The sequence below is a fragment of the Enterobacter sp. PI-10 genome (assembly GCF_027947695.1).
In the GTDB taxonomy this organism is placed as follows: domain Bacteria; phylum Pseudomonadota; class Gammaproteobacteria; order Enterobacterales; family Enterobacteriaceae; genus Enterobacter; species Enterobacter vonholyi.
The window spans coordinates 22,113-41,015 of the sequence record NZ_JAJNOG010000009.1 but is presented as its reverse complement, the minus strand read 5'-3'; the positions used below and the strand labels follow the sequence as shown (position 1 = coordinate 41,015).

At 56.1% G+C, this 18,903-nt stretch carries 17 protein-coding genes and 1 other RNA gene; 14 read left to right on the top strand and 4 right to left on the bottom strand.

Features of this window, described 5'->3' with window-relative positions; all coding sequences use genetic code 11:
• The first annotated feature begins 57 nt into the window (after nucleotides 1-57).
• The 7 genes from tkt to LRM19_RS17465 all read left to right on the top strand — a co-directional run bounded on the left by tkt (nucleotide 58) and on the right by LRM19_RS17465 (nucleotide 8,424).
• The gene (tkt, locus tag LRM19_RS17495; RefSeq protein ID WP_045355615.1) at nucleotides 58-2,049 is read left to right on the top strand and encodes a transketolase; all 1,992 of its coding nucleotides are present in this window, start codon (nucleotides 58-60) and stop codon (nucleotides 2,047-2,049) included.
• Nucleotides 2,050-2,374: 325 nt separating this feature from the next.
• Nucleotides 2,375-3,394 (top strand): erythrose-4-phosphate dehydrogenase, encoded by a 1,020-nt coding sequence (epd, locus tag LRM19_RS17490; protein ID WP_127732263.1) that lies wholly within the window; start codon nucleotides 2,375-2,377, stop codon nucleotides 3,392-3,394.
• A gap of 49 nt (nucleotides 3,395-3,443) precedes the next feature.
• Nucleotides 3,444-4,607 (top strand): phosphoglycerate kinase, encoded by a 1,164-nt coding sequence (pgk, locus tag LRM19_RS17485; RefSeq protein ID WP_023309116.1) that lies wholly within the window; start codon nucleotides 3,444-3,446, stop codon nucleotides 4,605-4,607.
• Nucleotides 4,608-4,699: 92 nt separating this feature from the next.
• Entirely contained in the window at nucleotides 4,700-5,779 is a 1,080-nt protein-coding gene (fbaA, locus tag LRM19_RS17480) for a class II fructose-bisphosphate aldolase (RefSeq protein ID WP_008499731.1), read from the top strand.
• 186 nt (nucleotides 5,780-5,965) lie between these two features.
• Complete coding sequence (locus tag LRM19_RS17475; protein WP_111963216.1) at nucleotides 5,966-6,820, top strand: small-conductance mechanosensitive channel MscS; 855 nt, start codon at nucleotides 5,966-5,968, stop codon at nucleotides 6,818-6,820.
• Between the two features lie 145 nt (nucleotides 6,821-6,965).
• On the top strand, nucleotides 6,966-7,601 hold the full coding sequence (argO, locus tag LRM19_RS17470) for an arginine exporter ArgO (RefSeq protein WP_127732260.1): 636 nt from the start codon (nucleotides 6,966-6,968) through the stop codon (nucleotides 7,599-7,601).
• A gap of 91 nt (nucleotides 7,602-7,692) precedes the next feature.
• Entirely contained in the window at nucleotides 7,693-8,424 is a 732-nt protein-coding gene (locus LRM19_RS17465) for an oxidative stress defense protein (protein ID WP_271369535.1), read from the top strand.
• 43 nt (nucleotides 8,425-8,467) lie between these two features.
• On the opposite strand, the gene argP is transcribed toward LRM19_RS17465, so the two are convergent.
• Nucleotides 8,468-9,361, bottom strand: coding sequence for a DNA-binding transcriptional regulator ArgP (gene argP, locus LRM19_RS17460; protein WP_008499727.1), 894 nt, complete (start codon nucleotides 9,359-9,361; stop codon nucleotides 8,468-8,470).
• A 127-nt stretch (nucleotides 9,362-9,488) separates the two neighbouring features.
• On the opposite strand from argP, the gene rpiA reads away from it, so the two are divergent.
• Both rpiA and serA read left to right on the top strand, forming a co-directional pair.
• Nucleotides 9,489-10,148 (top strand): ribose-5-phosphate isomerase RpiA, encoded by a 660-nt coding sequence (gene rpiA, locus LRM19_RS17455; protein WP_003860091.1) that lies wholly within the window; start codon nucleotides 9,489-9,491, stop codon nucleotides 10,146-10,148.
• 266 nt (nucleotides 10,149-10,414) lie between these two features.
• A complete protein-coding gene (gene serA / locus LRM19_RS17450) occupies nucleotides 10,415-11,647 on the top strand; it encodes a phosphoglycerate dehydrogenase (protein ID WP_271369534.1) in 1,233 nt (410 codons plus the stop codon).
• Between the two features lie 96 nt (nucleotides 11,648-11,743).
• On the opposite strand, the gene LRM19_RS17445 is transcribed toward serA, so the two are convergent.
• The 3 genes from LRM19_RS17445 to zapA form a co-directional block, all read right to left on the bottom strand.
• On the bottom strand, nucleotides 11,744-12,340 hold the full coding sequence (locus tag LRM19_RS17445; RefSeq protein WP_271369533.1) for a 5-formyltetrahydrofolate cyclo-ligase: 597 nt from the start codon (nucleotides 12,338-12,340) through the stop codon (nucleotides 11,744-11,746).
• A 24-nt stretch (nucleotides 12,341-12,364) separates the two neighbouring features.
• Nucleotides 12,365-12,548, bottom strand: a non-coding RNA gene (gene ssrS / locus LRM19_RS17440) — 6S RNA.
• 41 nt (nucleotides 12,549-12,589) lie between these two features.
• Nucleotides 12,590-12,919, bottom strand: coding sequence for a cell division protein ZapA (zapA, locus tag LRM19_RS17435; protein ID WP_006811891.1), 330 nt, complete (start codon nucleotides 12,917-12,919; stop codon nucleotides 12,590-12,592).
• A gap of 168 nt (nucleotides 12,920-13,087) precedes the next feature.
• Between zapA and LRM19_RS17430 the strand changes: the two genes are divergently transcribed.
• The 5 genes from LRM19_RS17430 to gcvT all read left to right on the top strand — a co-directional run bounded on the left by LRM19_RS17430 (nucleotide 13,088) and on the right by gcvT (nucleotide 18,893).
• The gene (locus LRM19_RS17430) at nucleotides 13,088-13,666 is read left to right on the top strand and encodes a YecA/YgfB family protein (protein WP_029739212.1); all 579 of its coding nucleotides are present in this window, start codon (nucleotides 13,088-13,090) and stop codon (nucleotides 13,664-13,666) included.
• A gap of 31 nt (nucleotides 13,667-13,697) precedes the next feature.
• Complete coding sequence (gene pepP / locus LRM19_RS17425) at nucleotides 13,698-15,011, top strand: Xaa-Pro aminopeptidase (protein WP_271369580.1); 1,314 nt, start codon at nucleotides 13,698-13,700, stop codon at nucleotides 15,009-15,011.
• Nucleotides 15,008-16,186, top strand: coding sequence for a 2-octaprenyl-6-methoxyphenyl hydroxylase (ubiH, locus tag LRM19_RS17420; RefSeq protein ID WP_271369532.1), 1,179 nt, complete (start codon nucleotides 15,008-15,010; stop codon nucleotides 16,184-16,186). Before pepP ends, ubiH begins: the two co-directional genes overlap by 4 nt.
• Nucleotides 16,187-16,198: 12 nt before the next feature.
• Complete coding sequence (ubiI, locus tag LRM19_RS17415; RefSeq protein WP_136195101.1) at nucleotides 16,199-17,401, top strand: FAD-dependent 2-octaprenylphenol hydroxylase; 1,203 nt, start codon at nucleotides 16,199-16,201, stop codon at nucleotides 17,399-17,401.
• A gap of 397 nt (nucleotides 17,402-17,798) precedes the next feature.
• Nucleotides 17,799-18,893 (top strand): glycine cleavage system aminomethyltransferase GcvT, encoded by a 1,095-nt coding sequence (gcvT, locus tag LRM19_RS17410; protein ID WP_115876383.1) that lies wholly within the window; start codon nucleotides 17,799-17,801, stop codon nucleotides 18,891-18,893.
• Nucleotides 18,894-18,903 lie beyond the last annotated feature (10 nt).

The following is an 18,903-nucleotide window of genomic DNA, read 5'->3' as shown; positions in this document are numbered from 1 at the left end:
GCCCAAAACGCGCTGTCGTCAAGGGCATGGCCTTTAACAGTCCGATCTGGAGTTAAAATGTCCTCACGTAAAGAGCTTGCTAATGCTATTCGTGCGCTGAGCATGGACGCAGTTCAGAAAGCCAAATCCGGCCACCCAGGGGCTCCTATGGGTATGGCTGATATCGCCGAAGTCCTGTGGCGTGATTTCCTGAACCACAACCCACAGAACCCGTCATGGGCTGACCGCGACCGCTTCGTGCTGTCCAACGGCCACGGCTCTATGCTGATCTATAGCCTGCTGCACCTCACCGGCTACGATCTGCCTATCGAAGAGCTGAAAAACTTCCGTCAGCTGCACTCCAAAACTCCAGGTCACCCGGAAGTGGGCTACACCGCTGGCGTAGAAACCACCACCGGCCCGCTGGGTCAGGGTATTGCTAACGCCGTGGGTATGGCGATTGCAGAGAAGACCCTGGCGGCGCAGTTCAACCGTCCTGGTCACGACATCGTTGACCACTTCACCTACGCGTTCATGGGCGACGGCTGCATGATGGAAGGCATTTCTCACGAAGTGTGCTCCCTGGCAGGTACCCTGAAGCTGGGTAAACTGGTTGCGTTCTATGACGACAACGGTATCTCTATCGACGGTCACGTTGAAGGCTGGTTCACCGACGACACCGCAGCACGTTTCGAAGCCTACGGCTGGCACGTTGTGCGTGGCGTTGATGGTCACGATGCTGACTCGATTAAACGTGCAGTAGAAGAAGCGCGCGCGGTGACGGACAAGCCGTCCCTGCTGATGTGCAAAACCATCATCGGCTTCGGTTCACCGAACAAAGCGGGTACGCACGACTCCCACGGCGCGCCGCTGGGTGATGCAGAAATCGCACTGACCCGCGAAGCGCTGGGCTGGAAACACCCTGCATTTGAAATCCCATCCGAGATCTACGCTCAGTGGGATGCAAAAGAAGTAGGTCAGGCGAAAGAAGCGGCCTGGAACGAGAAGTTCGCTGCTTACGCGAAAGCCTTCCCGCAGGAAGCGGCTGAATTCACCCGTCGTATGAAAGGTGACATGCCGTCTGACTTTGACGCGAAAGCGAACGAGTTTATCGCTAAGCTGCAGGCGAACCCGTCTAAAATCGCGAGCCGTAAAGCGTCTCAGAATGCGATTGAAGCGTTCGGCCCATGGCTGCCAGAATTCTTGGGCGGCTCTGCTGACCTGGCGCCATCTAACCTGACCCTGTGGTCCGGTTCTAAGCCAATCAACGAAGACACTGCCGGTAACTACATCCATTACGGTGTACGTGAATTCGGTATGACCGCGATTGCCAACGGTATCTCCCTGCACGGTGGTTTCCTGCCGTACACCTCTACCTTCCTGATGTTCGTTGAATATGCACGTAACGCCGTGCGTATGGCGGCGCTGATGAAACAGCGTCAGGTGATGGTCTACACCCACGACTCCATCGGTCTGGGCGAAGACGGCCCAACTCACCAGCCGGTAGAGCAGGTGGCTTCCCTGCGCGTGACCCCGAACATGAGCACATGGCGTCCATGTGACCAGGTTGAATCCGCGGTGGCGTGGAAATACGGCGTTGAGCGTCAGGACGGTCCAACCGCGCTGATCCTCTCCCGTCAGAACCTGGCGCAGCAGGAGCGTACCCCTGAGCAGCTGGCGAACATCGCTCGCGGTGGTTACGTGCTGAAAGATTGCGCGGGCCAGCCTGAGCTGATCTTCATCGCTACCGGTTCTGAAGTTGAGCTGGCTGTTGCCGCATGGGAAAAACTGACTGCCGAAGGCGTGAAGGCGCGCGTGGTCTCCATGCCGTCTACCGATGCGTTTGACAAGCAGGATGCCGCTTACCGTGAATCCGTTCTGCCTAAAGCGGTTTCCGCGCGTGTGGCAGTGGAAGCGGGTATCGCTGACTACTGGTTCAAATACGTGGGCCTGAACGGTGCCATCGTCGGTATGACCACCTTCGGTGAGTCTGCTCCGGCAGAGCAGCTGTTCGAAGAGTTCGGCTTCACCGTTGAGAACGTTGTCGCGAAAGCGAAAGAACTGCTGTAATCGCCGTTTTGCCCGGTGGCGCTACGCTTACCGGGTCTACAAATGGCTCGAAAGTAGGCCGGGTAAGCGCTAGCGCGCCACCCGGCTTTTTTTGCGTCATTACTCCACCTAAAATGTGACGCAAGTCATATAGCTCGCTTATTCATCTGGACAGACATTCCTTTTATTCCCCGATTCGCTTATTCTTGCTGAAGCGTTTCAGTCGATTAAATGTTCGACAATTGACCAATCAATCGCAGTTTGTGACAGCAAGGATTCCCCTTCGGGCGTAGCTGGATTACTCTTTCAGCCACCTCAAACTCAGGGATTGCTTTGCAGGAGATCTATGACCGTACGCGTAGCGATTAATGGCTTCGGTCGCATCGGGCGTAACGTGGTTCGTGCTTTGTATGAATCCGGACGTCGGGCGGAAATAACCGTGGTGGCAATCAATGAACTGGCGGATGCTGCGGGCATGGCGCATTTATTGAAGTATGACACCAGCCACGGACGTTTCGCCTGGGATGTGCGCCAGGAAAGAGATCAGCTCTTTGTGGGTGATGACGCTATTCGTGTTCTGCATGAGAACAGCATTTCCGGGCTACCCTGGCGTGAACTGGGTGTGGATGTCGTGCTTGACTGTACCGGTGTTTATGGCAACCGCGAACACGGCGAAGCTCATCTGGCTGCAGGCGCGAAAAAAGTCCTGTTTTCTCATCCCGGCAGTAATGACCTCGACGCGACAGTCGTGTTTGGCGTCAACCAGCATGAGCTGCAGGCCGAACACCGCATTGTTTCCAACGCCTCCTGTACCACCAACTGCATTATTCCGGTCATCAAACTGTTAGACGATGCGTATGGCATTGAATCCGGCACCGTGACCACGATTCATTCCGCCATGCACGATCAGCAGGTTATCGACGCCTACCATCCGGATTTACGACGCACTCGCGCGGCGAGCCAGTCAATTATTCCGGTAGATACGAAACTGGCGGCAGGGATCACCCGAATTTTTCCGCAGTTTAATGACCGGTTTGAAGCGATTGCCGTGCGTGTTCCAACGATTAACGTTACCGCAATCGACCTTAGCGTGACGGTAAAAAAACCTGTAAAAGCCTGTGAAGTCAACCTGTTGCTGCAAAAAGCGGCACAGGGGGCATTTCATGGTATAGTTGACTATACGGAATTACCGTTGGTCTCAGTAGATTTTAACCACGACCCGCACAGCGCCATCGTCGATGGTACGCAAACGAGAGTCAGTGGGGCACACCTTATCAAGACGCTGGTCTGGTGTGATAACGAATGGGGCTTTGCTAACCGAATGCTCGACACCACGTTAGCAATGGCCGCTCAAGGTTTCAGGTAAGACGCATCGTGCGTCTGCAAAACTTTAAGAATCAACGAGAGGATTCACCATGTCTGTAATTAAGATGACCGATCTGGATCTGGCTGGTAAACGCGTTTTCATCCGTGCCGATCTGAACGTACCGGTTAAAGATGGCAAAGTGACCAGCGACGCGCGTATCCGTGCATCTCTGCCAACCATCGAACTGGCTCTGAAGCAGGGCGCGAAAGTGATGGTCACCTCCCACCTGGGTCGTCCAACTGAAGGCGAGTACAACGAAGAGTTCTCTCTGCTGCCAGTGGTTAATTACCTGAAAGACAAACTGTCCAACCCGGTTCGCCTGGTGAAAGATTACCTGGACGGCGTTGAAGTTGCGGCCGGTGAACTGGTTGTTCTGGAAAACGTTCGCTTCAACAAAGGCGAGAAGAAAGACGACGAAACCCTTTCCAAAAAATACGCTGCACTGTGCGACGTATTCGTGATGGATGCCTTCGGTACTGCTCACCGTGCACAGGCGTCAACCCACGGTATCGGTAAATTCGCAGACGTAGCGTGTGCCGGTCCTCTGCTGGCTGACGAACTGGAAGCGCTGGGTAAAGCACTGAAAGAACCAGCTCGTCCGATGGTGGCTATCGTTGGTGGTTCTAAAGTTTCTACCAAACTGACCGTTCTGGATTCCCTGTCTAAAATCGCTGACCAGCTGATCGTTGGCGGTGGTATCGCGAATACCTTCGTTGCCGCTCAGGGCCACAACGTCGGTAAATCCCTGTACGAAGCAGACCTGGTTGACGAAGCCAAACGCCTGCTGGGTACCTGTGATATCCCGGTTCCAACTGACGTTCGCGTGGCGACCGAGTTCTCCGAAACCGCAACCGCGACCCTGAAATCTGTAAACGACATCAAAGACGAAGAGCAGATTCTGGACCTGGGCGACGTTTCTGCACAGAAACTGGCTGAAATCCTCAAAAACGCAAAAACTATCCTGTGGAACGGTCCTGTTGGCGTGTTCGAATTCCCGAACTTCCGCAAAGGTACTGAAATCGTTGCTAACGCTATCGCAGACAGCGAAGCGTTCTCTATCGCAGGCGGTGGTGACACCCTGGCAGCAATCGACCTGTTCGGTATCGCTGACAAGATCTCCTACATCTCCACTGGCGGCGGTGCATTCCTCGAATTCGTGGAAGGCAAAGTACTGCCAGCAGTAGCAATGCTCGAAGAGCGCGCTAAGAAGTAAGCCATTCAAGGGCAGGGAAACCTGCCCAATTTTCAGCGCGCTTTTAAGAGCTCGCACCTTTTCTAACGGCCGAAGATACAGGACTAAGCAACATGTCTAAAATTTTTGATTTCGTAAAACCTGGCGTTATCACTGGTGATGACGTACAGAAAGTGTTCCAGGTAGCTAAAGAAAACAACTTCGCTCTGCCAGCAGTTAACTGCGTGGGTACCGACTCCATCAACGCCGTACTGGAAACTGCTGCTAAAGTTAAAGCTCCAGTTATCGTTCAGTTCTCTAACGGCGGCGCTGCGTTCATCGCAGGTAAAGGCGTGAAAACTGACATTCCTCAGGGTGCTGCAATCCTGGGCGCTATCTCTGGTGCGCACCACGTTCACCAGATGGCTGAACACTACGGTGTTCCAGTTATCCTGCACACTGACCACTGCGCGAAGAAACTGCTGCCGTGGATCGACGGTCTGCTGGACGCGGGTGAAAAACACTTCGCGGCAACCGGTAAGCCACTGTTCTCTTCTCACATGATCGACCTGTCTGAAGAGTCACTGCACGAAAACATCGAAATCTGCTCTAAGTACCTGGCGCGCATGGCCAAAATGGACATGACCCTGGAAATCGAACTGGGCTGCACCGGTGGTGAAGAAGACGGCGTGGACAACAGCCACATGGACGCTTCTGCCCTGTACACCCAGCCAGAAGACGTTGATTACGCTTACACCGAGCTGAGCAAGATCAGCCCACGCTTCACCATTGCAGCGTCCTTCGGTAACGTACACGGCGTTTACAAACCAGGTAACGTGGTTCTGACCCCAACCATCCTGCGTGATTCTCAGGAATACGTGTCTAAGAAACACAACCTGCCGCACAACAGCCTGAACTTCGTCTTCCACGGCGGTTCCGGTTCTTCTGCTCAGGAAATCAAAGACTCCGTAAGCTACGGCGTAGTGAAAATGAACATCGATACCGATACCCAGTGGGCAACCTGGGACGGTATCCTGCAGTACTACAAAGCGAACGAAGCTTACCTGCAGGGCCAGCTGGGCAACCCGAAAGGCGAAGACCAGCCGAACAAGAAATACTACGATCCACGCGTATGGCTGCGCGCTGCTCAGACGTCCATGGTGACCCGTCTGGAGCAGGCTTTCAAAGAACTGAACGCGATCGACGTTCTGTAATTTGAGCTGCTAACAGCATCAGAAGGCCCGCAAATGCGGGCCTTTTTTTATGCTTTTTCAATACCCTGCCAGACCTGTTTTTGTGATCTGTTTGGCAAACCCGGCGCTTTTTGTTTACCCTTTACGAACCTGCCTGTCTCCATGGGGGATGGATTTTGTGTTTTGGTTTAACAAAAGGAAGAATAAATGGAACAACTCGATGTTGTAGACAGCATCAATAACGCCGGTAACTGGCTGGTACGCAACCAGGCGCTATTGCTGAGCTATGCCGTGAACATTGTCGCGGCGATTGCCATCATCATCGTCGGGATGATCGTGGCGCGTATCGTATCGAACGCGGTTAACCGCGTGATGCTGGCCCGTCACATTGACGCCACGGTGGCTGACTTCCTCTCCGCACTGGTGCGCTACGGCGTCATCGCCTTTACGCTGATTGCGGCGCTGGGCCGTGTGGGCGTGCAGACCGCCTCCGTCATCGCCGTTCTCGGTGCCGCCGGTCTGGCCATTGGTCTGGCGCTGCAGGGCTCGCTTTCAAACCTGGCGGCAGGCGTGCTGCTGGTCACCTTCCGTCCGTTCCGCTCCGGCGAATACGTTGACCTGGGCGGCATTGCCGGAACCGTGCTGCAGGTGCAGATTTTCTCAACCACTATGCGTACCGTTGATGGCCGCATCGTGGTCGTGCCGAACGGGAAAATCATTGCGGGCAACATTATTAACTTCTCCCGTGAACCGGTGCGTCGTAACGAACTGATTATCAGCGTGGCATACGACTCCGACATCGATCAGGTGAAGTCGCTGATTACTAATATCATTGCTTCAGACGATCGCATTCTGAAAGACAAAGAGCAGACGGTTCGCCTGAACGAACTCGGTGCTTCCTCCATTAACTTTGTGGTGCGTATCTGGAGCAAAAGCAGCGATCTGCAAAACGTGTACTGGGACGTGCTGGAACGCATTAAGCGCGACTTCGATGCCAACGGCATCAGCTTCCCGTACCCGCAGATGGACGTAAACGTCAAAAAAGTCAAAGAAGCAGAATAACGTCACCCATAGGCCCGGTAAGCGCTCGCGCCACCGGGCTTTGCTTTCATAAGCTCCGCTAATACCCAATTAATATTATCCATTTCCTCTAATGTGATTCGCGCAGTATAGTCAGCCTCCAGAACAACACTGCGAGAAAATCGTCATGCTATCTTATTATTTTCAAGGGCTTGCCTTAGGCGCGGCCATGATCCTTCCGCTCGGACCGCAAAATGCGTTCGTGATGACTCAGGGCATCCGCCGCCAGTACCATCTGATGATTGCCCTGCTGTGCGCGGTAAGTGATTTACTGCTGATCTGCGCCGGGATTTTTGGCGGCAGCGCGCTGCTGATGCAGTCTCCGTGGCTGCTGGCGCTGGTTACCTGGGGCGGCGTGGCGTTTCTGCTCTGGTATGGTTTTGGTGCCCTGAAAACGGCGATGAGCAGCAACCTCGAGCTGGCGAGCGCGGAGGTCATGAAGCAGGGCCGCTGGAAGATTATCGTCACCATGCTGGCGGTCACCTGGCTTAATCCGCATGTTTATCTCGACACCTTTGTGGTGCTGGGCAGCCTGGGCGGACAGCTGGACGTTGAGCCGAAACGGTGGTTTGCGCTCGGTACGGTCAGCGCCTCGTTCCTCTGGTTCTTCGGTCTCGCCATTCTGGCGGCATGGCTGGCACCTCGCCTGCGTACGGCCAAAGCCCAGCGCATCATTAATACCCTTGTGGGGCTGGTGATGTGGTTTATCGCTTTCCAGCTGGCGAAAGAGGGGATTCATCATGTCCAGGAATTGTTCAACTAATCCTTGTCTTATGGACAACTGAACAAGACCCGCTAAGCTTGCTGGCATGCGCCCTGTTAATGGGCACTCTTCGCAACATGGAGGAATAACAGTGAAGTTTAAGGTGATGGCCCTGGCGGCATTAGTAAGTTTCGGTGCGGTGTCGGTGCAGGCAAGTGAACTGCCGGATGGTCCGCACATCGTCACGTCAGGCACCGCAAGCGTGGACGCGGTACCCGATGTTGCAACCCTGGCAATTGAGGTGAATGTGGTGGCGAAAGATGCGGCGACGGCCAAGAAGCAGGCTGACGATCGCGTTGCGCAATACCTCTCTTTCCTCGAGCAGAACGGTGTCGGTAAAAAAGATATCAACTCTGCGAACCTGCGTACTCAACCCGATTACGACTACCAGAATGGCAAAAGCATCCTGAAGGGCTACCGCGCCGTGCGTACCGTCGAAGTGACCGTGCGTCAGTTGGATAAGCTTAACTCGCTGCTGGACGGTGCGCTGAAGGCGGGTCTCAACGAAATTCGTTCCGTGTCGCTGGGCGTTGCGCAACCGGAAAAATATAAAGACGAAGCGCGTAAAGCGGCGATTGATGATGCCATTCACCAGGCGGAACAGCTGGCTTCTGGCTTTAAGAGCAAGCTTGGCCCGGTTTACAGCGTGCGTTACCACGTCTCTAACTACCAGCCAAGCCCGATGGTTCGTATGATGAAGGCTGATGCAGCTCCGGTGTCCGCTCAGGAAACTTACGAGCAGCCAACTATTCAGTTCGACGATCAGGTCGATGTGGTCTTCCAGCTGGAACCAGTTGCAGCACAGCCGAAACCTGCTCAGTAATCTGTAGGCCGGGTAAGGCGTAGCTGCCACCCGGCTTTTCTTTTTAATCCTGTCTCAACACCTTATGCCCGTATGCCAGCAGCGCGTCGGTGACGTTGCGCATCATACGGCTTTCCGGCGCAAAACGGTGCCAGTAGAGCATCCGGCGCTGATACAGCCCCGGCGTCAGGTCAATCAGCTCACCGCTTTTCAACTCTTTCTCAATCTGCAGGTGTGGGATCATGCAGCAGGTGGTGCCCTGGCGCGCAAGCTGCACGAAGGCTTCAGACGAGTTGACGATATGGCACGGCACGCTGCCAGGCGGCAGATCGAAGTTTTGCTGCAGGAACGCCTGATGCATATCGTCCAGATGGTCGAACGCCACGGCAGGGGCTTTCAGCAGCGCGGCGCGGGTGACGCCGTTGGGGAAGTAGCGCTCGGCAAAGGCTTTTGACCCCACAAACAGATAGTCCAGTGCGCCCAGCTGATCGACAAGACAGCTTGGCAGCGCCTGAGGCTGAATACTGACGGCCCCAACCACTTCACCGCGACGCAGGCGCTCCTGGGTTCGGGTTTCATCTTCAACCTGTAAGTTCAGGCGGATAGGGGAATCTGCTAATACCGGCGCAAGAGCCGGCAGCAGCCAGGTTGCCAGACTGTCGGCGTTGACCGCCAGAGAGAGCAGCAGCGGCGTAGAGCCCGTTTGTTCGTCACCCAGCCACTCGTCTTCCAGCAGTTCAACCTGGCGCAGCAGGGCGAGGAGTTTTTGCCCTTGCTCGGTTGGACGTGGCGGCACGGTACGCACCAGCAGCGGCTGGCCGAACATGTTTTCAAGCTGTTTTATACGCTGTGATACGGCGGACTGGGTGATGCAAAGCTTTTGCGCCGCGCGCTCAAAACCGCGTTCACGAATAACTGCATCAAGTGCCTGTAGTGTTCTGTAGTCCGGACGTTTCATTGCTCTGGCTGACTCCTTAATTTTGCTTAATCTGCACTATGACACAATTTTCCCTTTGTGGCAGACGAATTCCATTCGACGTGTTCTATAATGCGCCCTGAGTTTTCACACCACAGGCAAAACGATCATGACGCAGGATGAACTGAAAAAAGCAGTAGGATGGGCCGCTCTCCAGTACGTACAGCCGGGTACCATTGTCGGTGTCGGTACGGGATCAACCGCGGCACACTTTATCGATGCGCTGGGCACGATGAAGGGGCAAATCGAGGGCGCGGTTTCCAGCTCTGATGCTTCCACGGAAAAGCTGAAAAGCCTCGGCATTACCGTTTTCGATCTCAACGAAGTGGATCGTCTGGGGATTTACGTTGACGGCGCGGATGAAATCAACGGCCACATGCAGATGATCAAAGGCGGCGGCGCGGCGCTGACGCGCGAAAAAATCATCGCCTCCGTTGCGGACAAGTTTATCTGCATCGCGGACGCCTCCAAGCAGGTCGACATTCTGGGTAATTTCCCGCTGCCGGTCGAAGTGATCCCAATGGCCCGTAGCGCGGTTGCCCGTCAGCTGGTGAAGCTTGGCGGTCGTCCGGAATACCGTCAGGGTGTAGTCACCGATAACGGTAACGTGATCCTCGACGTTCACGGTCTGGAAATTCTTGACGCGATTGCGCTGGAAAATGCCATCAACGGCATTCCGGGCGTAGTGACCGTAGGGCTATTCGCCAACCGTGGCGCGGATGTGGCGCTGATCGGCACCGCTGACGGCGTGAAAACCATCGTAAAATGATCTGATGGGGGGAGTCCTCCCCCCGCTAAAAAATTTTTGAAAAGCTAAATTCGGTGACTTGTGTCACGTTTTTACGCCTCTTTTGCCGATCCTGCCGCGTTTGTAAATTTCCATAGCATTTTCCTCTGACATTTTGCTCTGTATGACTTTTCTTCAGAGTGCCGACGCAAACGTTCATATTGCTGCAATAGTTTTTTTTGATATGTTGGCTACGGCGGATTCATATCCAGCACAACATCAGTTCAGACAAAAACAGGGTCGGGTAAATGGCAAAGGTATCACTGGAGAAAGACAAGATTAAATTCCTGCTGGTCGAGGGCGTACATCAAAAAGCAATCGATAGCCTTCGTGCGGCAGGTTACACCAACATCGAATTTCACAAAGGCGCGCTCGATACCGAAGAGCTGAAAACGTCCATCCGTGATGCCCACTTCATTGGCCTGCGATCCCGTACTCACCTGACTGAAGAGGTTATTGCCGCGGCGGAAAAGCTGGTGGCTATCGGCTGCTTCTGCATTGGTACTAACCAGGTTGACCTGAATGCTGCCGCGAAACGCGGTATTCCCGTCTTCAACGCCCCGTTCTCCAACACCCGTTCCGTGGCGGAGCTGGTGATTGGCGAACTGCTGCTTCTGCTGCGCGGCATTCCTGAAGCTAACGCCAAGGCGCACCGCGGCGTGTGGAACAAACTGGCGTCTGGCTCATATGAAGCGCGTGGTAAAAAGCTGGGGATTATCGGCTACGGCCACATCGGTACCCAACTGGGGATTCTGGCGGAATCTCTCGGTATGCATGTCTATTTTTACGATATCGAAAGCAAGCTGCCGCTGGGCAATGCCACCCAGGTTCAACACCTGTCTGACCTGCTGAACATGAGTGACGTGGTGAGCCTGCACGTGCCGGAAAATGCGTCCACCAAAAACATGATGGGCGCGGAAGAGCTGGCGCTGATGAAGCCGGGCTCACTGCTGATTAACGCCGCGCGCGGCACGGTTGTCGATATCCCTGCGCTGTGCGATGCGCTGAAGCGTAAGCACCTGGCGGGCGCAGCCATCGACGTGTTCCCGACGGAGCCTGCGACCAACAGCGATCCGTTTACCTCTCCGCTGTGCGAGTTCGACAACGTGATCCTGACGCCTCACATTGGCGGTTCTACCCAGGAAGCGCAGGAAAATATCGGTCTGGAAGTGGCGGGTAAACTGAGCAAATACTCCGATAACGGTTCTACGCTCTCTGCCGTGAACTTCCCGGAAGTGTCTCTGCCGCTGCACGGTGGTCGTCGTCTGCTGCACATCCATGAAAATCGTCCAGGCGTGCTGACCGCTATCAACCAGATCTTTGCCGAGCAGGGCGTTAACATTGCCGCGCAGTATCTGCAAACGAACTCGCAGATGGGCTACGTGGTTATTGATATCGAAGCGGATGATGATGTGGCCGAGAAAGCGCTGCTGAGCATGAAGTCTATTGCGGGGACGATTCGCGCGCGTCTGCTGTACTGATAGTGCGGTTTGTGGTGTCGGGTGGCGGCTGCGCCTTACCCGACCTACTCTGAGCATTTGTAGGCCGGGTAAGCGTAAGCGCCACCCGGCTTTATTCTACCAGACCCAGATTTTGCTGGGCGTCACCACCGCCGGCAACGGCACATCCCATTTCTCCACCGGTAACGCCTCCACGCCCTGACAATCATGCGCATAGCCCACCGGCTGCAACCCGTACTGCTGCCAGTTTTGCAGCGTCCGGTCATAAAAACCGCCGCCCATCCCTAAACGCTGGCCCTGTTCATCAAACGCCACCAGTGGCGTGATCAGTACATCCAGCTGTGACAGCGGCAGCACGTCGCGCACGTCGAGTTTCGGTTCGGTGATTTTCAGGCGGTTCACCACCAGCTCGCTGTGCGGGTGGTAGTGCAGAAACAGCAGATTCCCCTCGCTAAACGGGTGCAGCACCGGCAGATAGACCTTCTTCCCGGCGCGCCAGAGTTGCTCTATCAGCGGTTGGGTGTCCAGTTCGCCGTCAAACGATAGAAACAGCGCAACGGTATGCGCCATCAAGACAGGGGGATACGCCATCATACGGGCGGCGGCCTGCTGGGCAAAATGCGCTTGCTGATCGGATGTTAACGCACGGCGGCGCTGACGAATTAGCTGACGGATGTCCTGGCGTGAAGCAGAAATTTCAGGGAATTGAGTCATGGTAGTCGGTAGAAGAAAAGAGAGGGAATCTCCGAGATGCCGCCGCAGGCTGTAACCCTTGAACCCTTGGTTCAAGGTGAATGTGTCGTCATAGTTTTAAGGCTTCTCGGACGGACCGAGCATGCTCACCAACCATGGAGCGCCACATTCTTGTGGTATGAAATATCGGCTCAGGGGACTGGCCCGCTTGCGAACATCTCAGAGAAATTCTGTCTTCACAGTTACTCTACCATAGTCAACTGAGAAGTGTTATTCAAACTTGGGTCCCGGTCTTTCGGGATTGCGACCTTGATCAAGCAATGCCTGTTCTATGGTCTGCTGGAGCATTTTAATGCGCTGCTCCATGCTTGCCGCGTAGTCGCGGGTCTTCGCTTTTTCCTGAGTCAGTTCATAGCTGATGTTCAACGCGGCGATGAAAACCAGCTGCTCAGTATTTGTGACTCTAGTGCGTTCTTTTAGATCTTGCAACCGCTGATTCAAATCGTCCGCAGCCTGATTCAAAGCATCCCTTTGTTCAGGCGGACAATTCACTCGCAGTGAACGGCCAAAAATCTGGAGATCGACGGGTTGTGCAGACATGCCACCTTCCTGCTGATTGACTGCGCTGCCTTCGCTTACGGCCCCGGGGGCTGCGAAGGGGCGACACTATAGCTACCCTGATGTGAAGATACAAGCCCTTTTCTGGTATCACCAGGGTCCAAAGTGGTAGCATATCATGAAACTTCCCCCCTTTGACGACGAATGCTCATGTCTATACAGAACGAAATGCCTGGTTACAAGGATTTAAACCAGTTACTGAACCAGCAGGGAGTCGGTTTAACCCCTGCCGAAATGCACGGTCTGATCAGTGGCATGCTGTGCGGCGGAAACAGCGACAGCTCATGGCAGCCGCTGATCCACGACCTCACGAATGAAGGGCTGGCGTTTGGTCACGAGCTGGCGGAAGCGCTGCGTAAAATGCACGCCGCCACCAGCGATTCTCTGGAAGACGATGGCTTCCTTTTTCAGCTTTATCTGCCTGAAGGCGACGACGTTAGCGTGTTCGATCGCGCCGATGCGCTGGCCGGCTGGGTAAACCACTATCTGCTGGGGCTGGGCGTGACGCAGCCTAAACTGGATAAAGTGACCGGCGAAGCGGGTGAGGCGATCGACGATCTGCGTAATATCGCTCAGCTCGGCTACGATGAAGACGAAGACCAGGAAGAGCTGGAAATGTCTCTCGAAGAGATCATCGAGTACGTGCGCGTGGCGGCACTGCTGTGCCACGACAACTTTACGCGCTCACAGCCGACCGCGCCGGAAGTCCGCAAGCCAACCTTACATTAAGAAAAATAACGCACAGGAGGGTGTCATGGTTATCTCGAGTCAAGAGTATTCGCGCCGCCGTCAGGCGCTGCTGGCGAAAATGCAGCCGGGCAGCGCTGCGCTAATTTTTGCTGCGCCCGAAGTGACGCGCAGCGCCGACAGCGAATATCCCTATCGCCAGAGCAGCGATTTCTGGTACTTCACCGGCTTTAACGAGCCGGAAGCGGTGCTGGTGCTGATTAAGAGCAATGACACCCACAACCACAGCGTGATTTTCAACCGCGTACGAGACTTAACTGCTGAAATCTGGTTTGGCCGCCGCCTGGGGCAAGAGGCCGCACCGGCGAAGCTGGGCGTTGACCGCGCGCTGGCGTTTAGCGAAATCAACCAGCAGCTCTATCAGCTGCTTAACGGCCTCGACGTGCTCTATCACGCGCAGGGCGAATATGCGTACGCAGATGAGATTGTTTTCACAGCGCTGGATAAGCTGCGCAAAGGCTCGCGCCAGAACCTGTCCGCACCGGCCACGCTGACGGACTGGCGTCCGGTGGTGCATGAGATGCGCCTGTTCAAGTCTGAAGAGGAGCTTAACGTGATGCGCCGTGCGGGCGAAATCAGCGCCCTGGCGCACACCCGCGCGATGGAGAAATGCCGTCCCGGGATGTTCGAATACCAGCTGGAAGGCGAAATTCACCACGAATTTAACCGCCACGGCGCGCGCTATCCCTCTTACAACACCATTGTCGGCGGCGGGGAAAACGGCTGCATTCTGCACTACACCGAGAACGAAAGCGTGCTGCGCGACGGCGATCTGGTGCTGATTGACGCCGGTTGCGAATATCAGGGCTATGCGGGGGACATCACCCGTACCTTCCCGGTGAACGGTAAGTTCTCACCGGCACAGCGCGCCATTTACGACATCGTTCTCGAGTCTCTTGAGACGGCGCTCAGGCTGTATCGTCCCGGTACCTCCATGCAGGAAGTGACCGACGAAGTGGTGCGCATCATGATTACCGGTCTGGTCAGGCTCGGGATCCTGAAAGGGGATGTCGACAGCCTGATTGCTGAAAATGCGCATCGACCGTATTTCATGCACGGCCTGAGCCACTGGCTGGGGCTGGACGTGCATGACGTTGGCGCGTACGGCACCGACCGTTCGCGCGTGCTGGAGCCGGGCATGGTGTTAACCGTGGAGCCGGGCCTGTATATCGCGCCGGATGCCGACGTGCCTGAAGAGTACCGCGGGATTGGCATTCGTATTGAAGATGACATCGTGATTACCGAAACCGGTAACGAAAACCTGACCGCCAGCGTCGTGAAAAACGCTGACGATATCGAGGCGCTGATGGCAGCGGCACGCGCATGAGCGTGATTATCGTTGGCGGCGGCATGACCGGGGCCACGCTGGCGCTGGCCATTTCGCATTTGACGCAGGGCCAGCTTCCGGTGCACCTGGTGGAAGCCGTTGCGCCAGAGGCGTCAAACCACCCCGGTTTTGATGCGCGCGCCATTGCGCTGGCGCAGGGCACCTGCCAGCAGCTTTCACGCATTGGTATCTGGCAGGCGATAGCCGACCGCGCCACGGCGATCGGTACCGTGCACGTCAGCGATCGCGGCCATGCTGGCTTTGTCACGCTGGACGCGCAGGACTACCGGATTGATGCCCTGGGACAGGTCGTTGAGCTGCACGACGTCGGATTGGGACTGTTCCGCCTGCTCCAGGACGCGCCGGGCGTCACGCTGCATTGCCCCGCGCGCGTGGCCAGCGTGAGCCGTAGTGAGGCGTCGGTTAGCGTGACGCTGGAAAACGGCACCGTTCTTGAAGGCCAGCTTCTGGTCGCCGCGGACGGTTCGCGCTCGTCGCTCGGCACCCAGTGTGGCGTGGAGTGGCGCCAGCAGCCTTACGGGCAGGTGGCGGTCATTGCGAACGTCTCTACCGCAGCTGACCACCACGGCAGGGCGTTTGAACGCTTTACGCAGCATGGTCCGCTGGCGATGCTGCCGATGTCGGACGGGCGCTGTTCCCTGGTGTGGTGTCATCCTCAGGATAAGGCGGAAGAGGTTAAGGGCTGGTCCGACGAACGTTTTTGTACCGAGCTGCAGAAAGCCTTTGGCTGGCGGCTGGGGCGTATTACCCACGCAGGCAAGCGGACGGTCTACCCGCTTTCGCTGACCACGGCGTCTCAGTCTGTCTCCCATCGTCTGGCGCTTGTCGGTAATGCCGCACAGACGCTGCACCCCATCGCGGGGCAAGGCTTTAACCTGGGCTTACGCGACGTCATGAGCCTGGCCGAATCACTGGCGCATGCGTGGGGCGAGCAAAAAGACTGCGGGGCGTATTCGGTGCTGATTCATTACCAGAAGCGCCGTCAGGCGGATAAAGAGGCCACCATCGGCGTTACCGACGGCTTAGTCCATCTCTTTGCCAATCGCTGGGCACCGCTGGTTGCGGGCCGCAACCTCGGGCTGATGGCGATGGAACTATTCATTCCGGCACGTGACGTGCTGGCGCAGCGGACCCTGGGTTGGGTCGCGCGTTAAGGAGTTATCATCGTGCAAAATGTTGATGTCGCCATCGTTGGCGGCGGAATGGTTGGACTGGCATTGGCCTGTGGATTGCAGGGCAGCGGCCTGCGCGTGGCGGTGCTGGAGCAAAAGCAGCCCCAGCCCGTTGCACCGGATGCGCCGCCGGAACTCCGCGTCTCGGCGATCAATGCGGCCAGCGAAAAGCTGCTGACGCACCTTGGCGTCTGGGCAGATATTGTGGCGCACCGCGCCAGCTGCTATCACGGCATGGAAGTGTGGGATAAAGACAGCTTTGGTCATATTGCTTTTGATGATGAAAGCATGGGCTATAGCCATCTGGGGCACATCGTTGAAAACGCGGTGATCCACCACGCGCTGTGGCAGAAAGCACAGCAGTGCAGCGACGTGACGCTGATTGCGCCTGCGCAGATCCAGCAGGTGGCATGGGGCGAAAACGAGGCGTTTATCACCCTGCAGAGCGGCGACATGCTGACCGCGCGTCTGGTGGTCGGTGCTGACGGTGCCAACTCCTGGCTGCGGAATAAAGCCGACATCCCGCTGACCTTCTGGGACTATCGTCATCACGCGCTGGTCGCGACGATCCGTACCGAAGAGCCGCACGGCGGCGTGGCGCGCCAGATTTTCCACAACGACGGCATTCTGGCGTTCCTGCCGCTTAGCGACCCGCACCTGTGCTCGATTGTCTGGTCCCTGGTGCCGGAAAAAGCCCAGCAGATGCATGAGGCGACGCCGGAGGCCTTTAGCCAGGCGCTGTGCGTGGCCTTTGATAACCGCCTTGGCCTGTGCACGCTTGAAAGCGAACGTCAGGTATTCCCGTTAACCGGCCGCTACGCGCGTCAGTTTGCGGCGCACCGTCTGGCGCTGGTGGGGGATGCGGCGCATACCATTCATCCCCTGGCAGGACAGGGCGTTAACCTCGGCTTTATGGACGCGGCGGAGCTGGTTGAGGAGCTGCGTCGCCTGCATCGCGAAGGGAAAGATATTGGTCAGCATCTGTACCTGCGCCGCTACGAGCGCAGCCGCAAGCACAGCGCGGCGATGATGCTGGCGGGCATGCAGGGCTTCCGCGAGCTGTTTGCCGGAGCGAATCCGGCGAAAAAACTGCTGCGCGATATTGGCCTCAAGCTTGCTGACACCCTTCCGGGCGTTAAGCCCCAACTCCTCCGTCAGGCGATGGGTCTTAACGACCTGCCGGACTGGCTGCGTTAATTTAGACCCCTGTCACACTTTCTTTTCCCGGCCTCTGCGCCGGGGAAATTCCCTCGTTTGAAATATTCTAATTTCACGTCATTTTTCGCATTAGATAATCTAATGTCGCATTTTTCTCGTTACGGAAATTCGGCCCGATTTTCCGCACGAAATATCACCATGTGCTAAATCCTGTTAGAGCATTGTTAATTTTGTGCGGGGTTAATCGCATTTTTCCAGTGAATAACTCTGTAGGCTTTTTAGCGTTTTTTGGTCATAAGCTAATGTGATGACCCATTTTGCCTTATGGTTAACCGCCGGTTTCGGTGGTAAGTTCAGGTAAAAGAGAACGTTTGCGTCGGTGCCCGAACGCGGGGCCGATACCGGGTTTCACGGTGAATTTTTCAACGAGGACAAGATGGCTCAACAGACTCCTTTGTACGAACAACACGTGTTATGCGGCGCCCGCATGGTGGACTTCCATGGCTGGATGATGCCGCTGCACTACGGCTCTCAGATTGATGAGCACCACGCGGTGCGCACCGATGCTGGTATGTTCGACGTGTCCCATATGACGATTGTCGATCTGCGCGGTAGCCGCACCCGGGAGTTTTTGCGTTATCTGCTGGCAAACGACGTCGCCAAACTGAAGACGCCGGGCAAAGCGCTCTATACCGGCATGCTGAATGCCTCGGGCGGCGTGATTGATGACCTTATCGTTTATTACTTCACTGAAGATTTCTTCCGCCTCGTTGTAAACTCCGCCACCCGCGAAAAAGACCTCTCCTGGATCACCCAACACGCCGAACCTTATGCCATCGACATCACCGTCCGTGACGATCTGTCGCTGATCGCCGTGCAGGGACCAAACGCGCAGGCGAAAGCCGCCTCTCTGTTTAACGACGAGCAGCGCAAAGCAACCGAAGGCATGAAGCCGTTCTTCGGCGTGCAGGCGGGCGATCTGTTTATCGCCACCACCGGCTACACCGGTGAAGCGGGCTACGAAATTGCGATGCCGAACGAGAAGGCCGCCGATTTCTGGCGTGCGCTGGTGGAAGCGGGCGTGAAGCCTGCGGGTCTGGGCGCGCGCGATACGCTGCGTCTGGAAGCAGGGATGAACCTCTACGGTCAGGAGATGGATGAAGGCGTCTCTCCGCTGGCTGCCAACATGGGCTGGACCATCGCGTGGGAACCGGCTGACCGTGAGTTTATTGGCCGTGAAGCGCTGGAGATGCAGCGCGAGAAGGGCACTGAACAGCTGGTGGGTCTGGTGATGACCGAGAAGGGCGTGCTGCGCGGTGAACTGCCGGTGCGCTTTACCGATGCTGACGGCAATCCTCGCGAAGGCGTGATCACCAGCGGTACCTTCTCCCCGACGCTGGGCTACAGTATTGCACTGGCACGCGTGCCGGCGGGCATTGGCGAAACGGCGGTGGTGCAAATCCGCAACCGCGAAATGCCGGTCAACGTGACCAAACCGATTTTTGTTCGCGCCGGTAAGCCGGTCGCCTAATCATTTTTAT